This window comes from Streptomyces sp. NPDC060232 (assembly GCF_042726555.1).
Taxonomy (GTDB): domain Bacteria; phylum Actinomycetota; class Actinomycetes; order Streptomycetales; family Streptomycetaceae; genus Streptomyces.
On the sequence record NZ_JBHXAG010000022.1, the window covers coordinates 78,907 to 97,534 of the forward strand.

General features: G+C 72.9%; 19 protein-coding genes. 12 read left to right on the forward strand and 7 right to left on the reverse strand.

What is annotated here, in order from left to right; genetic code table 11:
* Nucleotides 1-65: 65 nt before the first annotated feature.
* Complete coding sequence (locus ACFWFZ_RS27415; RefSeq protein WP_387125642.1) at nt 66-2,348, reverse strand: catalase; 2,283 nt, start codon at nt 2,346-2,348, stop codon at nt 66-68.
* Nucleotides 2,349-2,481: 133 nt separating this feature from the next.
* Between ACFWFZ_RS27415 and ACFWFZ_RS27420 the strand changes: the two genes are divergently transcribed.
* The 6 genes from ACFWFZ_RS27420 to ACFWFZ_RS27445 all read left to right on the forward strand — a co-directional run bounded on the left by ACFWFZ_RS27420 (nt 2,482) and on the right by ACFWFZ_RS27445 (nt 6,768).
* Nucleotides 2,482-2,913 (forward strand): hypothetical protein, encoded by a 432-nt coding sequence (locus tag ACFWFZ_RS27420; protein WP_387125643.1) that lies wholly within the window; start codon nt 2,482-2,484, stop codon nt 2,911-2,913.
* Between the two features lie 249 nt (nt 2,914-3,162).
* On the forward strand, nt 3,163-3,504 hold the full coding sequence (locus ACFWFZ_RS27425) for an ArsR/SmtB family transcription factor (protein WP_387125644.1): 342 nt from the start codon (nt 3,163-3,165) through the stop codon (nt 3,502-3,504).
* Between the two features lie 74 nt (nt 3,505-3,578).
* Nucleotides 3,579-5,231, forward strand: a complete 1,653-nt coding sequence (locus ACFWFZ_RS27430; RefSeq protein ID WP_387125699.1) for a SulP family inorganic anion transporter — start codon at nt 3,579-3,581, stop codon at nt 5,229-5,231.
* Entirely contained in the window at nt 5,228-5,653 is a 426-nt protein-coding gene (locus ACFWFZ_RS27435) for a pyridoxamine 5'-phosphate oxidase family protein (RefSeq protein ID WP_387125645.1), read from the forward strand. Before ACFWFZ_RS27430 ends, ACFWFZ_RS27435 begins: the two co-directional genes overlap by 4 nt.
* 106 nt (nt 5,654-5,759) lie before the next feature.
* Nucleotides 5,760-6,170, forward strand: a complete 411-nt coding sequence (locus tag ACFWFZ_RS27440) for an STAS domain-containing protein (protein ID WP_387125646.1) — start codon at nt 5,760-5,762, stop codon at nt 6,168-6,170.
* Between the two features lie 235 nt (nt 6,171-6,405).
* Nucleotides 6,406-6,768 carry an ArsR/SmtB family transcription factor gene (locus ACFWFZ_RS27445; RefSeq protein WP_387125700.1) on the forward strand — a complete coding sequence of 121 codons (363 nt, stop codon included), beginning with the start codon at nt 6,406-6,408 and terminating at the stop codon, nt 6,766-6,768.
* A gap of 108 nt (nt 6,769-6,876) precedes the next feature.
* On the opposite strand, the gene ACFWFZ_RS27450 is transcribed toward ACFWFZ_RS27445, so the two are convergent.
* The 3 genes from ACFWFZ_RS27450 to ACFWFZ_RS27460 form a co-directional block, all read right to left on the reverse strand.
* Complete coding sequence (locus ACFWFZ_RS27450) at nt 6,877-7,032, reverse strand: DUF6126 family protein (RefSeq protein ID WP_387125647.1); 156 nt, start codon at nt 7,030-7,032, stop codon at nt 6,877-6,879.
* Nucleotides 7,029-7,226, reverse strand: a complete 198-nt coding sequence (locus ACFWFZ_RS27455; protein ID WP_387125648.1) for a hypothetical protein — start codon at nt 7,224-7,226, stop codon at nt 7,029-7,031. The genes ACFWFZ_RS27450 and ACFWFZ_RS27455 overlap by 4 nt, the downstream gene beginning before the upstream one ends.
* 96 nt (nt 7,227-7,322) lie before the next feature.
* Nucleotides 7,323-7,496, reverse strand: coding sequence for a hypothetical protein (locus ACFWFZ_RS27460; protein WP_387125649.1), 174 nt, complete (start codon nt 7,494-7,496; stop codon nt 7,323-7,325).
* 255 nt (nt 7,497-7,751) lie between these two features.
* Here ACFWFZ_RS27460 and ACFWFZ_RS27465 point away from each other — a divergent pair, with 255 nt between their 5' ends.
* On the forward strand, nt 7,752-8,708 hold the full coding sequence (locus ACFWFZ_RS27465) for a TAXI family TRAP transporter solute-binding subunit (protein ID WP_387125650.1): 957 nt from the start codon (nt 7,752-7,754) through the stop codon (nt 8,706-8,708).
* Nucleotides 8,709-8,712: 4 nt separating this feature from the next.
* On the opposite strand, the gene ACFWFZ_RS27470 is transcribed toward ACFWFZ_RS27465, so the two are convergent.
* On the reverse strand, nt 8,713-10,143 hold the full coding sequence (locus ACFWFZ_RS27470; RefSeq protein WP_387125651.1) for an ATP-binding protein: 1,431 nt from the start codon (nt 10,141-10,143) through the stop codon (nt 8,713-8,715).
* Between the two features lie 11 nt (nt 10,144-10,154).
* The gene (locus tag ACFWFZ_RS27475) at nt 10,155-10,913 is read right to left on the reverse strand and encodes a response regulator transcription factor (RefSeq protein WP_387125652.1); all 759 of its coding nucleotides are present in this window, start codon (nt 10,911-10,913) and stop codon (nt 10,155-10,157) included.
* Between the two features lie 276 nt (nt 10,914-11,189).
* Between ACFWFZ_RS27475 and ACFWFZ_RS27480 the strand changes: the two genes are divergently transcribed.
* From ACFWFZ_RS27480 to ACFWFZ_RS27500, 5 genes are all read left to right on the forward strand, one after another.
* The gene (locus ACFWFZ_RS27480; RefSeq protein WP_387125653.1) at nt 11,190-13,277 is read left to right on the forward strand and encodes a TRAP transporter permease; all 2,088 of its coding nucleotides are present in this window, start codon (nt 11,190-11,192) and stop codon (nt 13,275-13,277) included.
* Nucleotides 13,274-14,272: a TAXI family TRAP transporter solute-binding subunit gene (locus tag ACFWFZ_RS27485; protein WP_387125654.1), complete on the forward strand. Its 999-nt coding sequence runs from the start codon at nt 13,274-13,276 to the stop codon at nt 14,270-14,272. Before ACFWFZ_RS27480 ends, ACFWFZ_RS27485 begins: the two co-directional genes overlap by 4 nt.
* A 394-nt stretch (nt 14,273-14,666) precedes the next feature.
* Nucleotides 14,667-16,292: a sigma-70 family RNA polymerase sigma factor gene (locus tag ACFWFZ_RS27490; RefSeq protein WP_387125655.1), complete on the forward strand. Its 1,626-nt coding sequence runs from the start codon at nt 14,667-14,669 to the stop codon at nt 16,290-16,292.
* A 213-nt stretch (nt 16,293-16,505) separates the two neighbouring features.
* Entirely contained in the window at nt 16,506-16,850 is a 345-nt protein-coding gene (locus ACFWFZ_RS27495) for a hypothetical protein (RefSeq protein WP_387125656.1), read from the forward strand.
* 9 nt (nt 16,851-16,859) lie between these two features.
* Nucleotides 16,860-18,131, forward strand: coding sequence for a nitrate/nitrite transporter (locus ACFWFZ_RS27500; RefSeq protein WP_387125657.1), 1,272 nt, complete (start codon nt 16,860-16,862; stop codon nt 18,129-18,131).
* Between the two features lie 106 nt (nt 18,132-18,237).
* On the opposite strand, the gene ACFWFZ_RS27505 is transcribed toward ACFWFZ_RS27500, so the two are convergent.
* A complete protein-coding gene (locus ACFWFZ_RS27505) occupies nt 18,238-18,621 on the reverse strand; it encodes a hypothetical protein (protein WP_387125658.1) in 384 nt (127 codons plus the stop codon).
* Nucleotides 18,622-18,628 lie beyond the last annotated feature (7 nt).

Genomic DNA, 18,628 nt, shown 5'->3' on the forward strand with positions numbered 1-18,628 from the left:
GGGCACGCCGGCAGGGGTTCCGCACGGCACCGGCCGGCCGGTGCCGTGCGGTGCGGTGCCGGGGGTCAGGCGGCCGGGGCGGGGAAGCGGGCCCAGACGCGGTGGGTCCCCATCTGTTCGGTGAGCCGGCGCAGAGCGGCCGGGCCGTCGTCGGCGAGGACGACGCCTGCCTCTGCGTTGTGGATGCCGGCTGCTTCGAAGAGGTGCTCCGCGCCGTTCCAGCCTCCGACGGCCTTGCCGTGCCGGTACGCCTCGGCGAGCAGCGCCAGGACGCGTGGGTCGGCGGCGGCGGGCCGGGGGTCGCCGGCCTTCGCGTCGCGGGCGCCGTAGGCGTCCGCTCCCGCTGCGGGCACGCCGGCGAACAGCAGTGCGTCGAACTCGACGGATCGTGCGGCCGCGTAGGTGCGCTGCACGGTGACCGGGCCTGCGTCGCCGGCCAGGCGTCCGCCGACGGGGGCGACCACCAGCGGCACCATGCCCGCGTCGAGGACGGCCTGGCGGACCTCGGCCACGCCGGCCAGGTCGCCGGCCGCATCGGTGACGATGGCGATGGTCCGCCCGTCCAGCGGCCAGGTCTGTCCGATCTGGGACAGGCGCGGGCTGGGGTGGGCGTCCACGAGCGGTTCGGTGGCGGCCGGTGCGGGCAGTCCCAGCCCGGCGGCGACCTCGGCGCACAGCCGGCCGTCGATGTTGGCCAGCGTCTGCAGGACCCGTTCCTTGACGGTCTGCTCGTAGCACTTGGACAGTTCGAAGGTGTAGGCGGCGATGATGTGTTCGCGTTCCACCGCGTTCATGCTCAGCCAGAACAGCCGTGGTTGGGAGAAGTGGTCGTCGAAGGAGGCGGGTGCCTCGCGGACCTTGCGTGCGGCCGGGAGTTCGACGGGGACCTCGATGAAGGCGCCGGTGTCGGCGCCGGCGAGGAAGGGGCAGCCGCCGTCGAGGCTGTTGGGGTGGTACGGCGCCACGCCGCGGTGCACGGCGCTCTGGTGCATGCCGTCGCGGAGCATGTCGTTGACGGGCGCGTGGGTGCGGTTGACAGGCAGCTGGGGGAAGTTGGGGCCGCCGAGCCGGGTGATCTGGGTGTCGAGGTAGGAGAACATGCGCCCGGCCAGCAGCGGGTCGTCGGTCGGGTCGATGCCGGGGACGAGGTGGCCGGTGTGGAAGGCGACCTGTTCGGTCTCGGCGAAGAAGTTCGACGGGTTAGCGTTCAGGGTCAGCAGGCCGAGCGGCTTCACCGGTGCCAGCTCTTCGGGAACGATCTTCGTCGGGTCGAGGAGGTCGATGCCTTCGAACGTCTGCTCCGGGGTGTCGGGGAAGGTCTGGATCCCCAGTTCCCACTGCGGGTACGCGCCCGACTCGATGGCGTCGGCCAGGTCGCGCCGGTGGAAGTCGGGATCGACACCTCCGAGGATCTGGGCCTCCTCCCACACCAGGGAGTGCACGCCCAGTCGGGGCTTCCAGTGGAATTTCACCAGCGTGGTGGCGCCCTGGGCGTTGACCAGGCGGAAGGTGTGGACGCCGAAGCCCTCCATCATGCGGTAGGAGCGGGGGATGCCGCGGTCGGACATGTTCCACAGTGTGTGGTGGGTGGCTTCGGTGTGCAGGGAGACGAAGTCCCAGAAGGTGTCGTGGGCGCTCTGCGCCTGCGGGATCTCCCGGTCGGGGTGCGGTTTGCCGGCGTGGATGATGTCGGGGAACTTGATCGCGTCCTGGATGAAGAAGACCGGGATGTTGTTCCCGACCAGGTCGAAGACGCCTTCCTCGGTGTAGAACTTCGTGGCGAAGCCGCGGGTGTCGCGCACCGTGTCGGCCGAGCCGCGGGAGCCGAGCACGGTGGAGAACCGTACGAACACGGGCGTCTCGGCGTCGGCGGCGAGGAACGCCGCCTTCGAGACGGCCGCGCCGGTGCCGTAGGACTGGAAGACGCCGTGCGCGGCCGCGCCGCGGGCGTGGACCACGCGCTCGGGGATGCGCTCGTGGTCGAAGTGCATGAGCTTCTCGCGCAGGTGGTGGTCCTGCAGCAGCACCGGTCCGCGCGGGCCGGCCTTGAGCGAGTGGTCGGTGTCGTGGAGCCGCGTGCCCTGGGCGGTGGTGAGGTACGCGCCGCTCTGTGCCGTCCGGGCCTGCTCGTCGCCGGTGGGCTGCCCGGTGGGGCTGACGGTCTCCGGGCCCCTCTGGTCGGCCTTCGGCGGCAGCGGCTCGACAGGCTGGACCGGCTCGGTCAGCTGCGGGGACGTGGAGGCCGGCTTGCCCGGGATCCCCTCCTCGGGACCGTGCTCGGCCCCTCCCCCCTGCACGGCGTCGGCGATCTTGTCGGTCACGGCTTTCAACGGGTTCTTCTCGGGCATCACATCTCCAGGACGCAGGAGCCGGGCGATACACGTGTGACCCCATGCCCTGCCTCCCAAACGGAGCTATAGCGGCAAAGGGGACGGGGGTGTAGGTGGTGTCGTCCGCCCCTCTGCCGCATCGTGGGGCTCAATGGTGCGGGTGAACGAGTCACCGGACGATGCGCACCAGGTACCCGACGGGGTCAGCGAGAAGACCGTCGCCGCACTGGGCGCCCTCTCCAAGGCCCTGGAGACGACCGAGCGGGCCCGAGGGCACCTGTACGGATTCCACCAGCTGACGGGAACCGCGGACTTCCAGCTGGACGACGCCGTCAGGCTGCTGCGGGAAGCGGGCCACGAGGCGCAGGCGCGCCTGGTGGAGCAGGAGGTCCTCGGCCGGAACGTCATCCCCGGGCACTGGACCTTCCAGATCGTCGAGGCGTACAACGAAACCTACTACAGGCCTTTCGCCGTGATCGAGCAGGACATCATCGCCCAGCTGGGCAGAGGCCGCGACCATCTGCACGAGGCGCGTCTGAAGGAGCGCCGGCGCACGCCCGGCCACCCCGACCACGGCTTTTGACATCCTCCCCCCTTGTAGGGGGGAGATTCCCGCCTACCGCGCCGCTGGAGGCTGCGGTGTCGAGCGTGTGCGGGCGCCGGGCCGCCGCAGTCGGCCGCCTGGCCACTTCACGCAGCCGGGTTCAGGCAATCTGCAAATTGCAGAAGTCTGCAATTTCATAGATGCTAATGATGGCTGTGTTCGCAGGTAGCCGCGGGCACAGCGCCAGGCGTGTGCCCCGCTCGGGGTGGTGAAGAAGGGTGCGAGACCGTGCCGGTTCCGCTGTACCAGGCCAAGGCCGAGTTCTTCAGGATGCTCGGGCACCCGGTGCGGATAAGGGTTCTGGAGCTGCTGCAGGACGGTCCGATGCCGGTGCGGAGCCTGCTGGCGGCGATCGAGGTCGAGCCGTCCGCGCTGTCGCAGCAGCTCGCGGTCCTGCGCCGTTCGGGGATCGTCACCTCGACCCGTAACGGCGCGACGGTCGTCTACGAGCTGGCGGGCGGGGACGTCGCGCAGTTGATGGCGGCGGCACGGCGGATCCTGACCGAGGTCCTGACCGGGCAGAGCGAGCTGCTGGAAGAGCTGCGCGAGTCCGAGGCTGCGGCCTCGTGAGCGTGCACGCCTTCCTGGCTTCCGCGCTCGGGCGGGTCTGCTCGGTGCTGCCGGACCGGGCCGACTTCGCGGCGATGGGGCGCAGTCCCCGCCGGGACCTCCTGGCCGGGCTGACCGTGGCGATCGTCGCGCTTCCCCTCGCGCTCGGCTTCGGTGTCTCCTCCGGGCTCGGCGCCGAGGCGGGACTCGCCACCGCTGTGGTCGCCGGCGCGCTCGCCGCGCTGCTGGGCGGGTCGAACCTCCAGGTGTCCGGTCCGACCGGTGCGATGACCGTGGTCCTGGTGCCGATCGTCGCCCGGTACGGGCCCGGCGGTGTCCTGACCGTCGGCCTGATGGCCGGCGTGCTCCTGATCGGCCTCGCGCTGCTGCGGGCCGGGCAGTACATGCGGTACGTGCCGGCGCCGGTGGTGGAGGGGTTCACCCTCGGGATCGCCTGCGTCATCGGCCTCCAGCAGATACCCAACGCACTCGGGGTCGACAAGCCCGAGGGTGAGAAGGTCGTGCCGGTGGCGTGGCAGGCGCTCGTGGAGTGGCTGGCGTTCCCGAACTGGTCCGCGATCGGCCTCTCGGCCGGGGTCGCGGCGGTGATGCTGGCGGGTGCCCGGTGGAAGCCGGCGATCCCGTTCTCGATCGTCGCGGTGATCGCGGCCACCGTGGTCGCACAGGTCTTCCACCTGGACGCGGCGGCCCCGATCGGGGACCTGCCCTCCGGGCTCCCCGCCCCCTCCCTCGCCTTCCTCGACGCCTCCGCCCTCGGCTCACTGCTCGCCCCGGCGGTCGCAGTCGCGGCACTCGCCGCGCTGGAGTCCCTGCTGTCGGCGACGGTCGCGGACGGGATGACGGTGGGGCAGCAGCACGACCCGGACAAGGAGCTGTTCGGGCAGGGCATCGCCAACCTGGCCGCCCCTCTGTTCGGCGGCGTCCCCGCCACCGCCGCCATCGCGCGCACGGCTGTCAACGTCCGCAGCGGCGCCTCCTCCCGCCTGGCCGCACTCACCCATGCCGCCGTCCTCGCGGTGATCGTGTTCGCCGCGGCGCCCCTGGTCTCGAAGATCCCCCTCGCCGCGCTGGCCGGCGTGCTGCTGGCGACCGCGATCCGCATGGTGGAGGTCGGCTCCCTGCGCGCGATGGCGAAGGCGACCCGCTCCGACGCCGCCGTGCTCGTCCTCACCGCCGCGGCCACCCTGGCCCTCGACCTCGTATACGCGGTGATCATCGGTCTGGTCGTCGCGGGCGCCCTGGCCTTGAAGGCGGTGGCGAGCCAGGCCCGGATGGAGCAGGTCGACCTCCGCCCGGACCTGCCCGGCGAGCACAGCGACGAGGAGCACGCCCTGCTGGCCGAGCACATCGTCGCCTACCGCATCGACGGGCCCCTCTTCTTCGCCGCCGCCCACCGCTTCCTCCTGGAACTCTCCGAGGTCTGCGACGTCAGGGTGGTCATCCTGCGCATGTCGAGGGTGACCGCCCTGGACGCCACCGGCGCACTCGTCCTCAAGGACGCGGTGGAGAAGCTGAACCGGCGCGGCATCGCCGTCCTCGCCTCCGGTATCCGGCCCGGCCAGCGCCAGGCCCTCGACGCCGTCGGCGCCCTGGAGCTGCTGCGCCCGCAGGGCCGCGAGTACGCCACCACCCCGGAGGCGATCGCCGGCGCCCGCGAACACCTGGAGCAGGCGGGCCTGCTCCCGCTCGAACACCGACCGCACCGTTTCCGGAAGGCCGCACGATGACCGTCCCCGCCGACCGCCGCATCCTGCTTGAGGTTTCCGGCACCGAGGCCCTGTGGCTCCTCGAAGGCTCCGCCCAGGGCCGACTCGTCTACGTCCAGCGGGACCTGGCCGTCGTCCGGCCCGCCGCCCACGTGATGGAGTACGGGCGCCTCGTCGTCCGCGCCCCCGTGCAGGCCGCGGCCGTCCCCGGCCGGGCGATGCTGACCTACCAGGTGGATGAGATCCGCAGCCCGGCCGGGACCGGCTGGACGGTCAGCGCCCACGGCCCGGCGGACGTCATCTCGGACCCGGACGAGGCCGCCCACTACCAGCGCACCCTGCCCGGCTGGGCCCACGGCCCGCACGACACCCTGCTGCGCCTGCACCCGCAGCAGGTGTCCGGGTTCCGCCTGGCCCGCACCGTGACAGAGGCGAGCCGGTGAGCGGGCCGGCCCAGACGACGCCCCACCGGCATGTGCCGGACGTGCCGGCCATGGGCACGGCCGTCCGCACCGCCCGCGAGACCACCGACAAGCCGAGGACATGACGATGACGATTGAATGGCGCTACACCACCGGCCAGGAGCTGGGCGTGCTGTCCCTGGCCGGGTATCTCGGCGCGGACGCCACCGACCGGTTCACCGGCGCGATCGGCTGGGCGCTGGCCCGGGGCACCGGCCCGGTCATCCTCGACCTGACGGGGCTGCTGGGCTGGTCCGCCGGCGGGCAGATCGCCGTCGCCCAGGCCGCCCGTCGCCTCGCCGAGAACGGGCGCCGCCTCGAACTCGCGGCGATCCCCGCGGACGGCTCCCTCGTCCCGGACGCCACCTGCCCGCCCGTCCCGGTCCACTGCGACCTCGGCGCCGCCCTGGCCGCCCACGGGGCGCAGGGCACGGGCAAGTACTGGAGCACCGATGACTGGCCCGCCCCGCAGGCTCCCGGGGAACCCGCCCTCGCCTGAGACCGGCCCCCTGCTCCCCCTGCTCCCCCTGCTCCCCCTGCTCTCCCTGCGAGAGCAGGGAGAGGGCCTGGAGACCCGATTTCCGCGGAAGGGGCCGGCCCGCGGGCGGCCGGCCGCGCGCCTCGAAGGGCGCCCGCACGGTCCCGCGAGTTGCAGGGATCTGCAATTGTGGAGGTCACAGGTGTGAGGAGGGGCGAACGGATGCCCCACGAAGGAGCGGTTCCGGGTGGATGAGATGGGCAGTCAGGGCAGGGCTACGCAGGCGAGCACGCCGCTGTACCAGCTGAAGTCGGAGTTCTTCAAAACGCTGGGGCACCCGGTCCGCATCCGCGTCCTGGAGCTGCTGTCGGTGCGCGAACACGCGGTCGCCGAGATGCTGCCGGAGGTCGGGGTGGAGGCTGCCAGCCTCTCCCAGCAGTTGGCCGTCCTGCGCAAGGCCAACCTGGTGGCCACCCGCCGGGAGGGCTCGAACGTGTACTACTCGCTGACCGACTCGCAGATCGCCGAGCTCCTGGCGGTCGCCCGCGGCATCCTCTCCGGGGTGCTGGAGGGCCAGGCCGAACTCCTGGCCGACCTCCGAGCCAGCCGCACCCGGTAGAAGAGGGGCCGGCTCCACGGCGGAGGGTGCCGGCCCTGCGCGGGCCCGCCCCCCGTGTGGCGGCCGCGCCCTCCCGCGCAACCCCCGTCGGCCTGGCCCTCATCGTGGTCACTTCTGGGCGTGCTGGCCCAGGTAGAACAGCAGCCAGATGAACCCGGCGAACGCGTGCGTACCGAAGATGTAGAAGAAGGCACGCATCGCGACGCCCTTCTCCTTCCACTTCTCGTGGTCCGCCGACTCTTCGGCGGAGGTGTCAGCCGTCATGGTGTGCTTCCGTCTCGGGTCGATGGTGCGGGTGGGTGGTGGGGGCGGACCAGAACCTGCATGCCGTGCTCGTCGGCGTACGCGATGACGGCCGCGACCTCCCCGGCCTCGACCGTACGGGCAGCCTGCTCGGGGCCCGCGCCGAGGTAGGTGATCTCATACAGCCGCCCCGCCCCGTGGCCGCCGCTGGTCATGGTGTGCCCCCCGGCAGGGTGAAGCGGACGGCCGGCATTGCGGGGTCCGGCCCGGCTGTCACCGAGGCCTCGCGGGAGCCGGTTGCGCTACAGGCTTCATCGGCCGTCCCCGCCGGTGGCCACGCCGTGATCGCGGGCCATCCGCAGGGCGTCCTCCAGTTCCTCCGCGGCCTGCGCCTCCTCGAAGGCATCGCGGGTCTCCCGCGCAGCCTGGAGACGGGCCCGTGCCCTACGGACACGTTCCCGTGCCGCTTCCTCGAACCCGGACACACCCCGACCCCCGTCCACCAAATCCAGAACTTGCAAATTGCATAACTCTGCAAGTCTAGCGCTGCGGGTCCGGCGGCCGGCCGTACCGGGTCGCCGGTCACGGCCCGGCGCCCCCCGCGGCCGGCCTTGGACGCCGGAGCCAGCCGGCGTCCGCCGCGCGGATAGGCTGACCGCGTGGTCCGGCCCCCTCGTACGGGCCGGCCGGAAAAGACGAGCCGGCAGGGCGAGCCGTCCTCCACGTCGCAGGAGGTGTCCATGCGGTTGGCACGCCTCCTCCTCGGCGCCGCCTTGGCCCTCGCGGTGCCGCTCGCAGGGTGCACCGGCGCCGACGAGCCGGCCCGCCTGTCCGGGGTGATCACGGTGGCCACCGGCAACCAGGGCGGTGTCTACGCGGAGTACGGCGCCGGTTACGCGGGCCTCATCGAGCGCCTGCCGGACGTGTCCGGCCGGGCGCTGCACACCGGTGGCAGCGTGGAGAACCTGGCTCTGGTGGACCAGGGGAAGGCGCAGGTGGCGTTCGCCCTCGCGGATTCGGCCGCGGACGCGGTCGCCGGGCGCCCGCCCTTCTCCGGGCGGTCGCCCGTGGTGGCCCTCGCGGCGCTCTACGACAACCACGTGCAACTCGTGGTCCGCGCGGACAGCCCCGTCCGCAGCGTGAAGGAGCTGCGCGGGGCGCGGGTCTCGGTGGGCTCCGAGGGCTCTGGAACCACCCTGATCGCCGAACGCATTCTGAAGGTCGCCGGGCTCTCGCGGGACGAGGACGTGAGCACGCAGCGGCTCGATGTCCGTGAGTCGACGCGTGCTCTCGCCGAGGGGCGCATCGACGCGTTCTTCTGGAGCGGGGGCCTGCCCACCGCAGCGATCACCGAGTTGCGCGGGTCGACCCCGATCCGTCTGGTGGACCTCGCCGAGGTGGTCCCGCCGCTGACCCGGGACTACGGCGAGCTGTACACCCAGACCACGGTGCCCGCCGTTGTCTACGGCGCGCAGAGCGCGGTGACCACGGTGAGCGTGCCGAACTTCCTGGTGGTGCGGCAGGACATGCCGGACGCGCAGGCGTACTGGCTGACCCGGCTGCTGTTCGAGGGGCAGCCGCAGTTGATAGGCGCCCATCCGGAGGCCCGCCGTCTGGACCGCCGCACCGCGATCGCCAGCCATCCGCTGGACCTGCACCCGGGTGCCGCCCGCTGGTATCGCCAGTCGCATCCCTGATGCTTCAGGGCCGGGGTGCGCCGGCCTGGGGGGCGGGGGCGGCCGGCAGCCGGACCGTCGCGGCCAGACCGTGCGGATCGGCTGCTGCCAGGTGCAGTTCGCCGCCGCCCGCCTGCGCCAGCATCCGGGTGAGGGCGAGGCCGAGGCCGTTGCCGGGGACGTTCTGGTGTCGTGTGCTGCGCCAGAACCGGCCGCCCGCGAGGGCGAGTTCCTCGTCGGTCAGTCCGCGGCCCCCGTCCCGTACCGTCACCTCCACCGCGGTGTCCGGCCCGTCGGCGCCGTCCCCGTGCGGGGGCCGGGTGACGGTCACGGTCACGGTCACCGGGGTGCCGTCGCCGAACTTGAGCGCGTTGTCGAGCAGGGTGTCCAGTGCGTGGTCGAGGCAGTCGGGCAGGGACAGTGCGCCGACCCCGTCGGGAATCCGTGTCGTGAGCGGTACGTTCCTGGCGTCGAAGGCCGCCTGCCAGGCATCGACCCGGTGCGCGACGACCGCCGAGACGTCGACGGGCGTGCGTTCCGCCTCGGACGCCTCGGCTCTGGCCATCCGGAGCAGGCCGTCGAGGATCTCGCCGAACCGGCCGGTCTCCTCCACGGCGAAGTTCAGTTCGCGCAGGCCGCGGGCGTCGGTGACGAACTCTTCGAGGTTCTCCACCCGGAGCCGCAGCGCGGTCAGCGGGTTGCGGAGCTGGTGGGAGGCCTGGGCCACGAACGCCCGCTGCTGCTCCCGGGAGGCGTGCATGCTGTCCGCCATCACGTTGAAGCTGTAGGCGAGGCGGCGCAGTTCCGGTGCGCCGGCCCGTTCCGAGACCCGTGTCTTCAACTGCCCCGAGGCGACCTCGTGGGTGGCCCGGTCCAGGTCGTGTACCGGGTGCAGGACCCAGCGGACGACCGGAGCGGCGATCGCGACGAGCATGGCGGCGAGGGCGGCCAGGCTTGCGAGTACGAGGAGGGTCAGGTGGTCGGCGATCTCGGATCGTACGCGGTCGGTGGGCGAGATGATCAGTACGGCGCCGAGGATCCGGCCGTCGCGTTTGACGGGCTCGGCCAGGACGAAGGGGCGGTCGTCCCACGGCCACACCACGCCGGGCCGCTGTGCGGGCCGGTCCGCGAGGGCCTGGAGCAGCGCTGACCGTGTGTGCGGTTCCGTGAGGTCGACGGGGGTGGGTGCGAGGACGGTCTCGCTGTCCGCGTCGACCACCGCGACCTGTGAGTCGTAGAGCTCGGCGTAGCGTTCGGCGGCGGCTTTCAGCCGTCCGGTGCGTCCTGTTTCCAGGGCGGTGGCGGCCATGTCGGCGAACCAGGCGCCGTCCTCGACGCGTCCGATGAACGAGGTCTGGATCGTGCGCTCGGCGGTGGCCCGGACCAGGGGCAGGCTGAGTGCGGTGATCAGGCCCGCCACCAGGGCGAAGACGATGACGAGGAGCCGGCGGCGCATCCGGTGTCTCCTCAGCCGTCGGCCGGCGTGGCCGGCTCGGCCGGGCCCGGCGCCGCGCCGGCAGCGGTGACGGCAGCGGTGTCAGGAGCGGTGACGGCAGTGGTGTCGGCAGTGGTGACGAGCCGGTACCCGAAGCCGCGTACGGTGCGCACCATGGCTCCCGCCGGCCCGAGTTTGCCGCGCAGGGTGGCCACATGGACGTCGAGGGTGCGTGACATGCCGTCGTAGGTCGACTGCCACACCTCCACGAGGATGCGCTCGCGGGGTACGGCGGCGCCGCCGGCGCGCACCAGTACGGCGAGGATGTCGAATTCCTTGCGGGTCAGGGGGATGGGACGCCCGTCCAGGGTGACGGTGCGCTGCCCGAGGCAGATGGTGAGGCCGCCCAGGTTCAGGATCCGGTGGTCGTGGGCGCGCTGGCTCACGCTGCGGCGCAGGACCGCCTCGATCCGGGCCAGCAACTCGGCGGTCCCGAACGGTTTCACCACGTAGTCGTCGGCGCCGCTGCGCAGGCCCCGTACACGGTCGGGTTCGGCTCCCCGGGCGGTCACCGCGATCACCGGGACTGCGTCGCGGGCCCGTAGTTCCCGGCAGACCTCGATGCCGTCCCGGTCGGGCAGGCCCAGGTCGAGGAGGACCAGGTCGACGGCGGGCGCGGCCAGGGCGTCGGCGGCGTTGGCCGCGCGCCGCACCTCGTAGCCGTTGCGGCGCAGGGCGCCCGCCAGGGCGTCCGCCACGCGGTCGTCGTCCTCCACCAGCAGGATGCGCACACCGTCTCCCGGATCCTCATACGCCGGGCCCGTGCCCTGGGGGGCACGCGGACCGGGGCCGCAGGAACGGCACGAGCCTAGTGCTGTGACCGCAGTCGTTCACCGGGTCACAGCGCCCGGCACGGACCGGTGAACCTTTCCGGCCACAGCGCGAGGAGCGCCCGCCGCGCGAGAACCCTAAACCCAGGTTAAGACCATGGGCATTCTCTGTTTCCGGCTCGTCACGACTGCCACCGTCGAAGGGCAGAGGCAGGCACCGACCCCGGGGTGGCAGAGATGAGCATGGCGCAGTCGCCTTCCGAGCCGAGGCAGCGCACAGCCGAGGAGCTGGTGGCCGAGTTCGAGCAGGAACGGCCGGCCCGCAGGCTCTCGCCCCGGGTGTCGGGGCCGGTGTCCGCGGTGTGCGCCGCGATGTCGGTGTTCGCGTTCTGGGTGGTCTTCTTCCCGGTGGCCAAGGGCGGCCAGTACTACCTGACGGTCTTCCTCGCCGCGACGCTTCCGCTGGTCTTCCTGACCCATCGCGGGACCGTGCGGGTGCCGGCGGTGCTGCTGCCGTGGCGTCGTGGCCGCGGGGCCGCCGAGGGGGCCGCTCGCCGGGACGACCCCGGGTGGTGGGACTGGCTGCTCGCCGTGTCGGCGATCGCCGTGTGCGTGTATCCGCTGCTGGAGTTCGACGCCTTCATCGAGCGGCGGCAGCTGCCCACCTCCCTCGACGTGGTGGCCGGGATCGTGCTCATCGTGCTCGTCCTGGAGGCCTGCCGCCGCACCACCGGCTGGATCCTGCCGGCGTTCTGTGCGGCGTTCCTCCTCTACGCGCACTACGGGGGGCTGCTGCCCTACGACTGGTCACTGGCGCACGGCGGCTTCGACGTCGACGCGATCGCCGCCCACTTCTTCATGGGCACCGACGGCGTGTACGGCGTGCCGCTGAACGTGGCCGCCACCTACATCGTCCTGTTCACCATCTTCGGTGCGGTCCTGGAGGCTTCCGGCGCGGGGAAGTTCTTCATCGACCTGTCCTTCGCGGCGTTCCGCGGCTCGCGCAGTGCGCCCGGCCGCACCGTGACAGCGGCCGGTTTCCTCCTCGGCACCGTCTCCGGTTCCGGCACGGCCACCGCCGTCAGCCTGGGGTCGGTGGCCTGGCCGGTCCTGCGCCGGGCCGGCTACAGCAGGGAACAGGGCGGCGGGGTCCTCGCCGCCGCGGGGATCGGCGCGATCCTCTCCCCGCCCACCCTGGGCGCCGCGGCGTTCATCATCGCCGACTACCTGAGGCAGAGTTACCTCACCGTCCTGCTGTACGCGCTGGTGCCCACGCTCCTGTACTACCTGGGCATCCTCCTGGCGGTGGAGATCGACTCCCGCAAGCACCGGACGCGGCCCGTGGTCGGGGAGCGGGGCACGTCGGCGCTGCGGCTGCTGGGCCGGTTCGGCTACCACTTCCTGTCCCTTTTCATGATCGTCGGTTTCATGGCGGTGGGGCTGCCCCCGTTCAAGGCGGTGGCCTACGCGACGGTCCTGCAGTTCCTGCTGTCCTTCCTCGACGCCCGGCACAGGATGACGCCACGCCGGCTGTACGCGGCGCTCGTCGAGGGCATCAGGTCCGTGCTGCCGGTGGTGGCCACCTGTGCCGCCGCGGGCATCATCGTCGCCGTCGTCACCCAGACCGGGCTCGGTCTGAACCTGGCCTCGGTCATCGTCGACGCGGCCGCGGTGTTCGGCGACAACGCCACGGTGCAACTGGTCGTGACGGTCCTCTTCGCGGCGCTGTCGGTGTCCCTCCTGGGCCTCGCGGTTCCCGTCACCGCTTCCTTCATCATCGCCGCCGTGATCATCGCGCCGGCGCTGCTCTCGCTGGGGGTGGCCACCCACGAGGCGTACATGTTCATCTTCTACTACGCGGTGCTGTCGGAGGTGAGCCCGCCGACGGCGCTGGCGGCGGCGGCCGCCGCCGCCGTCACCGGCGGCAATCCGATGCGGACCATGGTGGCGACCTGGAAGTACTCCCTGCCGGCGTTCCTGGTGCCGTTCGCGTTCGTGCTCACCGACAACGGCGGGCAACTCCTGGGCACGGGGAGCCTGTCGGGCATCGTGTGGACCACTGCGGTGTCCGCGCTGGCGGTCGCGGCGCTGGCCGCGGCCACCGGTGGCCGGATCGTCGGCCCGGCAGGGCCCGTGGAGCGGACGCTGTGCGCCGTCGCCGCGCTCTGCCTGCTCTATCTCGAACCTGTCGCGATCACCGCCGGTCTCGTGGCACTCGCCTGCGCGGTCGGGGTGCATCTCGTGCTCCGCCGGCATCCCAGCCGTGCGCCTGCGACCGCCGATGAGGTCTGCACGGCGCCCACCCTCACGGAAGGACGACTATGAAGTACCGGATCCGGGCCTCGCGCCTGGCCGTCGCCGCCCTCGTCACCGCTCTGGCCGTCACCGCCTGCGGCGGCGGGAAACAGACCGGGAAGGCGGGCGCCGGCAACGGGAAGGGAGGACGCCTCACGATCGCGACCGGCCCCACCACCGGCGTCTACTACCAGATCGGTGGCGGCCTCGCGAAGCTGATCTCCGACGACCTCGACGGCTACCGGGCCACCGCCACCACCACCGGTGCGTCGGTGCAGAACATCCAGGGCCTGGGGGCCGGCACCTACGACATCGCCTTCTCCCTGGCGGACACCGCCGGCGACGCGGTCAACGGCAAGGAGTCGTTCTCCTCCCCGCAGCAGATCGAGGCCCTGACCCGGCTCTACCCCAACTACACCCAGGTCCTGGTCCGGGCGGACTCCGGTATCAACTCCCTCCAGGACATGAAGGGCAAGCGGGTCTCCACCGGGGCGCCCGGCTCCGGCACCGAGGTCATCGCCCAGCGGGTGCTGAAGGCCGCCGGCCTGAACCCCGCCACGGACGTCACGGCCGAGCGTCTGGGCCTTGCGGAGTCGGTGGACGCGATGAAGGACGGCACCGTGCACGCGCTCTTCTGGTCCGGGGGCCTGCCCACCGGCGGCATCACCGACCTCACCACCAGCCTCAAGGACGAGGTCCGCTTCCTGGACGTCACCGCGCAACTGCCGTCGCTGAACCAGCAGTACGGCGACGTCTACCAGAAGGCCTCCATCCCCGCGGCCGTCTACCACCAGCCGCAGGACGTCCCCACGATCGCGGTGCCGAACGTCCTGCTCGTCAAGAAGGGCTTCGACCCGGAACTCGCCGAGAAGATCGTCACCCTGCTGTACGGGAAGAGGAGCGATCTGGAGAAGGTGAACGCGGCGGCGAAGGAGATCGAGCCCGCCAAGGCCGACGCCGTCGCCCCCGTCCCCCTGAACGCCGGCGCCCGCACAGCACTGAAGGCCCTCGCCCAGAAGCCCTGACGCGTCCGGGCGGAACGCACCACAGGTCGGGGGCTCATCCGGTCCGGGGCGAGCGGCACGGTCCGCCGCTCGCCCGCCCCGGTCGCGCATCAGCCGGCCTCCCACGGCGCGGCGCGCGTCGACCCGGTGCACCATCGCCCGCGGGAGGCATGCCATGTCGCAGCCGGCTTGCCTCCGCAGCCGGTCGACACGCGCCGAACGCCCCCACAGCGCCTGGCCCCCCGCGGCGCCGGAAAGGCGGTCCGGGCGGTTCCGCGGCTGCCGTGACCTGCCGGCGGCCGGTTCCCCGCAGCCCGGCAGGGGCCCGCACACTTGAGCGGATTCCGGTCGGGCGGTACCGTCCCGCCCTCACCCACAACCACCTCCGGGTCATCAGGAATCCACACGGGAGCACGTGTTGAGCACTCCGGGCACTGCCCGCCAACAGCATCTGCGAAGCCTCAGCGACGGGGAGCTCTGCGCCCTGCTGCGTGAGTACACCTCGGAACCCGACACGGGGGTCAGCGACGTGATGGGGGAGATCTTCACCCGTCACCATCCCTCGGTGCTCGCCTACGCCCGTACCTGCTGCCGGGACCTGGCCACCGCCCAGGACCTCGCCGCAGAGGCCTTCGCCCGGACCTACCGGGCCGTCGCCTGGGGTGCCGGACCCGAGCATGCCTGGCGGCCGTACCTGCTGACCTGCGTGCGCCGGCTGGCGGCTGCCTGGGCGCGGGAGGGCGCCCGTACGCGGCTGTCCGACGACTTCGAGGAGTGGGCCGCCGGCCTCTCCGACGGCCACGATGCCGAGGACGCCGTCCTCTCCGCGGAAGAGGGGTCGCTGGTCCTGCGTGCCTACCGGTCGCTGCCGGAGCGCTGGCAGGCCGTGCTGTGGCACTCCGTGGTCGAACACGAGCCGGCGGCCGAGACGGCCGGTCGCCTGGGGATCTCGGCGAGTGGCGTCGGCTCGCTGGTCGCGCGCGCACGGGAGGGCCTGCGGGAGGCGTACGTGCGCGCCCATCTGGACCAGAGTGCGAGTGAGGAGTGCCGCCACTACGGGGGGCAGATCGCCGCCGTGCTGAGCCGGCCGGGCAAGCGCCGCACGCGGGACCTGGGCCGCCACCTCCAGGCGTGCGACGGCTGCGCCCGTGCCGAACGCGACCTGCGGGACGTCAACAGCCGTCTGGGCGTGCTGCTGCTGGGCGGGATCCTGCTGTGGAACCCCGCCTCCTTCCTTTCGGCCCTGGGCGGGAACGGCACGCAACTCGCCGCGGCCACCGTGAGCGGGACGCAGCTGGGAGCGAAGGCCGGCGGCGTCAAGTGGGCCGCTGCGGCAGCCGTCGCGGGGACGGCGGCCACCGTCGTCGCCCTGCTGCCGGCCCACCCCGGCGACGACAGGCCCGGCCCCTCCCCCGCCCCCGCCCCCGCCGCCACGGCCGCGCCGCCGCAGGGCGCCCTCCCGGAGATCGCTCCGATCGTGGCCATCGGCCCAGCGATATCCGCCACCGCCGCGCCGCTGCCCTCCCCCTCCGCGCCGGCTGCGGCCGGTGCCTCCGCCGCGCCCGGTGCGGCGTCGCCCTCGCCGGGTGGCGGCGGCACCGCCCTGGTCAACGTGGCCTCGGGGCTGTGCGTCGGCCTCGGCGCCGGTTCGACGGGCCCGTTGCAGCTGGAGAAGTGCACCGGAAAGCCCGCCCAGGCATGGCAGCGGCTCCCCGCCCAGCAGAGCACCTTCCAACTCCGCAACGCCGGCACCGGCACCTGCCTCGAAGGATCCACCGGCGGCGGGAACCTCGCCGAAGTCGCCCTGCGTGCCTGCCGGACGGGCGCGGACCGCGCCACGCAGTTGTGGCGGTTCGAGCCGGATGCACGACCGGGCACCTACCGCGTCTGGTTCGTGCCCAGGGTGGCGCACAGCGACTACGCCGACCACGTGCTGGGCCCGCGGAACTGGCCGAAGGCCGACCCGCCGCGTCCGGGCTCGCAGATGGTCCACCTGCCCAACTACTACAACTCGGCCAACCTGCTCTTCGCCCTGAGGTGAGGGGCCACGGCCGACCCGCCGGTCCGCTGCCCGCGCACCGGGCGGTCCCGCCGCGGGGGTTCGCGCCGGCGCCTGTCCGGCGGGGGTGTCGCAGGGGCGTGGCAGGATCGGATGACGGATCTTGTCGTGCCGCTTCCGCCCGGAGGGCGGCCCGGCCGCCTGGCTCGCCCGCTACACCCGCTGCTACTCCCACCGCCCGGTTCCGTCCGCGCCGTGACCGGGTTCGCGCTGCCCGAGGACGCCGTCCGCCACGTCGTGCACTACGCGGGCGGGCAGTTCCTGGTGAGCTGGTCCACCGGCCCCGGCCACAACGCCGGGAGGCGGGCCTTGTGGTCCGGCCGCCCCGAGGAGGTGTTCGTACCGGAGCGGAGCTACGGTCTGCGCCCGTACGGGGCAGTATCCAGGGCGGTCTGGGGTACCAGTTCGAGACCGGGGACGGCGGTGGCCGCCACGACGGGGAGCGCGTCCTGCGGGCCGGCGGCGCAGACGGAGGCGGCGGCGGTTCTGGTGGGTCCGGACAGCCCAGTTCAGCGCGCCGCCGCCGGGCCCTGTCCCTAGCGTGGCGCTGTGGAGAGAGCCGATGCCCCAGCACCTGCCGCCTGGCGGAACCTGATCGTGGCCACGGTCGGTTTCACCCTCACCTTCTGGGCCTGGAACCTGATCGCCCCGCTGGGCAGCGACTACCGTGACCGGCTCGACCTGACCTCGGTCCAGCAGTCGCTGCTGGTCGCGGTACCCGTGCTGGTCGGCGCCCTGGGCCGGGTCCCGGTCGGTGCGCTCACCGACCGCTACGGGGCCCGGCGGATGTTCCCCCTGGTGTCCGCGCTCACCGTGGTGCCGGTGGTGCTGCTGATTCCCACCCGTGACTCCTACGTGGCGACGCTGGCCGTCGGCTTCCTGCTGGGGCTGGCCGGCACGACGTTCGCCATCGGGGTGCCGCTGGTCAACTCCTGGTTCCCGCCGGCCCGGCGCGGGTTCGCGCTCGGGGTGTTCGGCATGGGGATGGGCGGGGTGGCGCTCTCCGGCTACTTCACCCCGCGCATGGCGCAGCGCGGCGAGCATCTGCCCTTCGTGGTGGTGGCGGTCGCGCTGGCCGTGTACGCCGTGCTGGCGGCGCTGCTGCTCCGGGACCGGCCGGACCGGCCCCTGCCGACCGAGTCGCTCGGGCAGCGGCTCGCCGCGGCCGGGCGGCTGCGGGTGACCTGGGAGCTGTCCGCCCTGTACGCGATCGGGTTCGGCGGGATCGTCGCCTTCGGGGTGTACCTGCCGACGTATCTCAAGAGCGGGTACGGGTTGCCGCCGACCGATGCGGGGACCAAGGCCGCCGGGTTCGCGCTGCTGACCGTGGTCGCCCGGCCGTTCGGCGGCTGGCTGGCCGACCGCGTCCACCCCGCCGTGGTGACGGCGGCTGCCCTGGGGTTCGTGGCCCTCCTCGCCATCGTCCAGGCCTTCGATCCGCCCCTGGTCCCGGTCGGCACCGTCTGCCTGCTGTGCATCGCGGCCGGGCTCGGCACGGCCAGCGGCAGCGTGTTCGCCCTGGTCTCCCAGGTGACTCCGCAGGCGCAGGTCGGCAGCGTCACCGGCATCGTCGGTGCGGTCGGCGGCCTGGGCGGTTTCGTACCGCCCCTGGTCATGGGCGCCGTCCACAGCGCCAAGGGCTCCTACTCGATCGGGTTCATGCTGCTGTCGGACCTGGCCCTGGCCGGCTGCGTGTACGCGTACGTGCGGATGCGCACGGTACGGCCGTCCGCCGTCGGCGGTGCCACCGGGCCGGGGGGCAGGGCTGTCACGGTGGGCGGGCCGGGACCGGGGCCCTCGGTCCGCGGCGGCGGGGGGTGAACGCCGGGCCCCGCGCCGGGAGGGCCGCCGGACGGGAGGCGGGCCGGGGGCTCTCACCAAGCTCGCCGGTGAGGGCCCCCGGCCCGTCGTTTCAGGAGGTGTCAGGTCAGCACTCGCGCAGGCCCGGCGCGGGGTCGACGGAGGTGTGGACGTCCACGGCGGCGACGTTGCCCCACTGGCCGTTGTCCAGCTGGGTCCAGTACCAGACGTTGTTGCCGCCGGCGTGCTGGTCGCCGCGGCCCCAGCACTGGAACCAGCTGGGGCTGGTGTTCAGCGGCCCGCGCACCGCGGAGTTGTAGCGGCGGTGCTCGTAGCCCTTGGCGCCGACCCGGTTGCCGCACCACAGTTTGCCGTCGGCGCGGACACCGCATTCGGCGGCGGCGCTCCGGCCGGCGGCGGGCGTCGCGGCGGCGGGCCCGGTGACGGTGGCCGTGCCGGCCGCCAGTGCGACGGTGGCGAGGCCCAGGGCGATCTTCCTGGCTGCGTACATGTCTCCT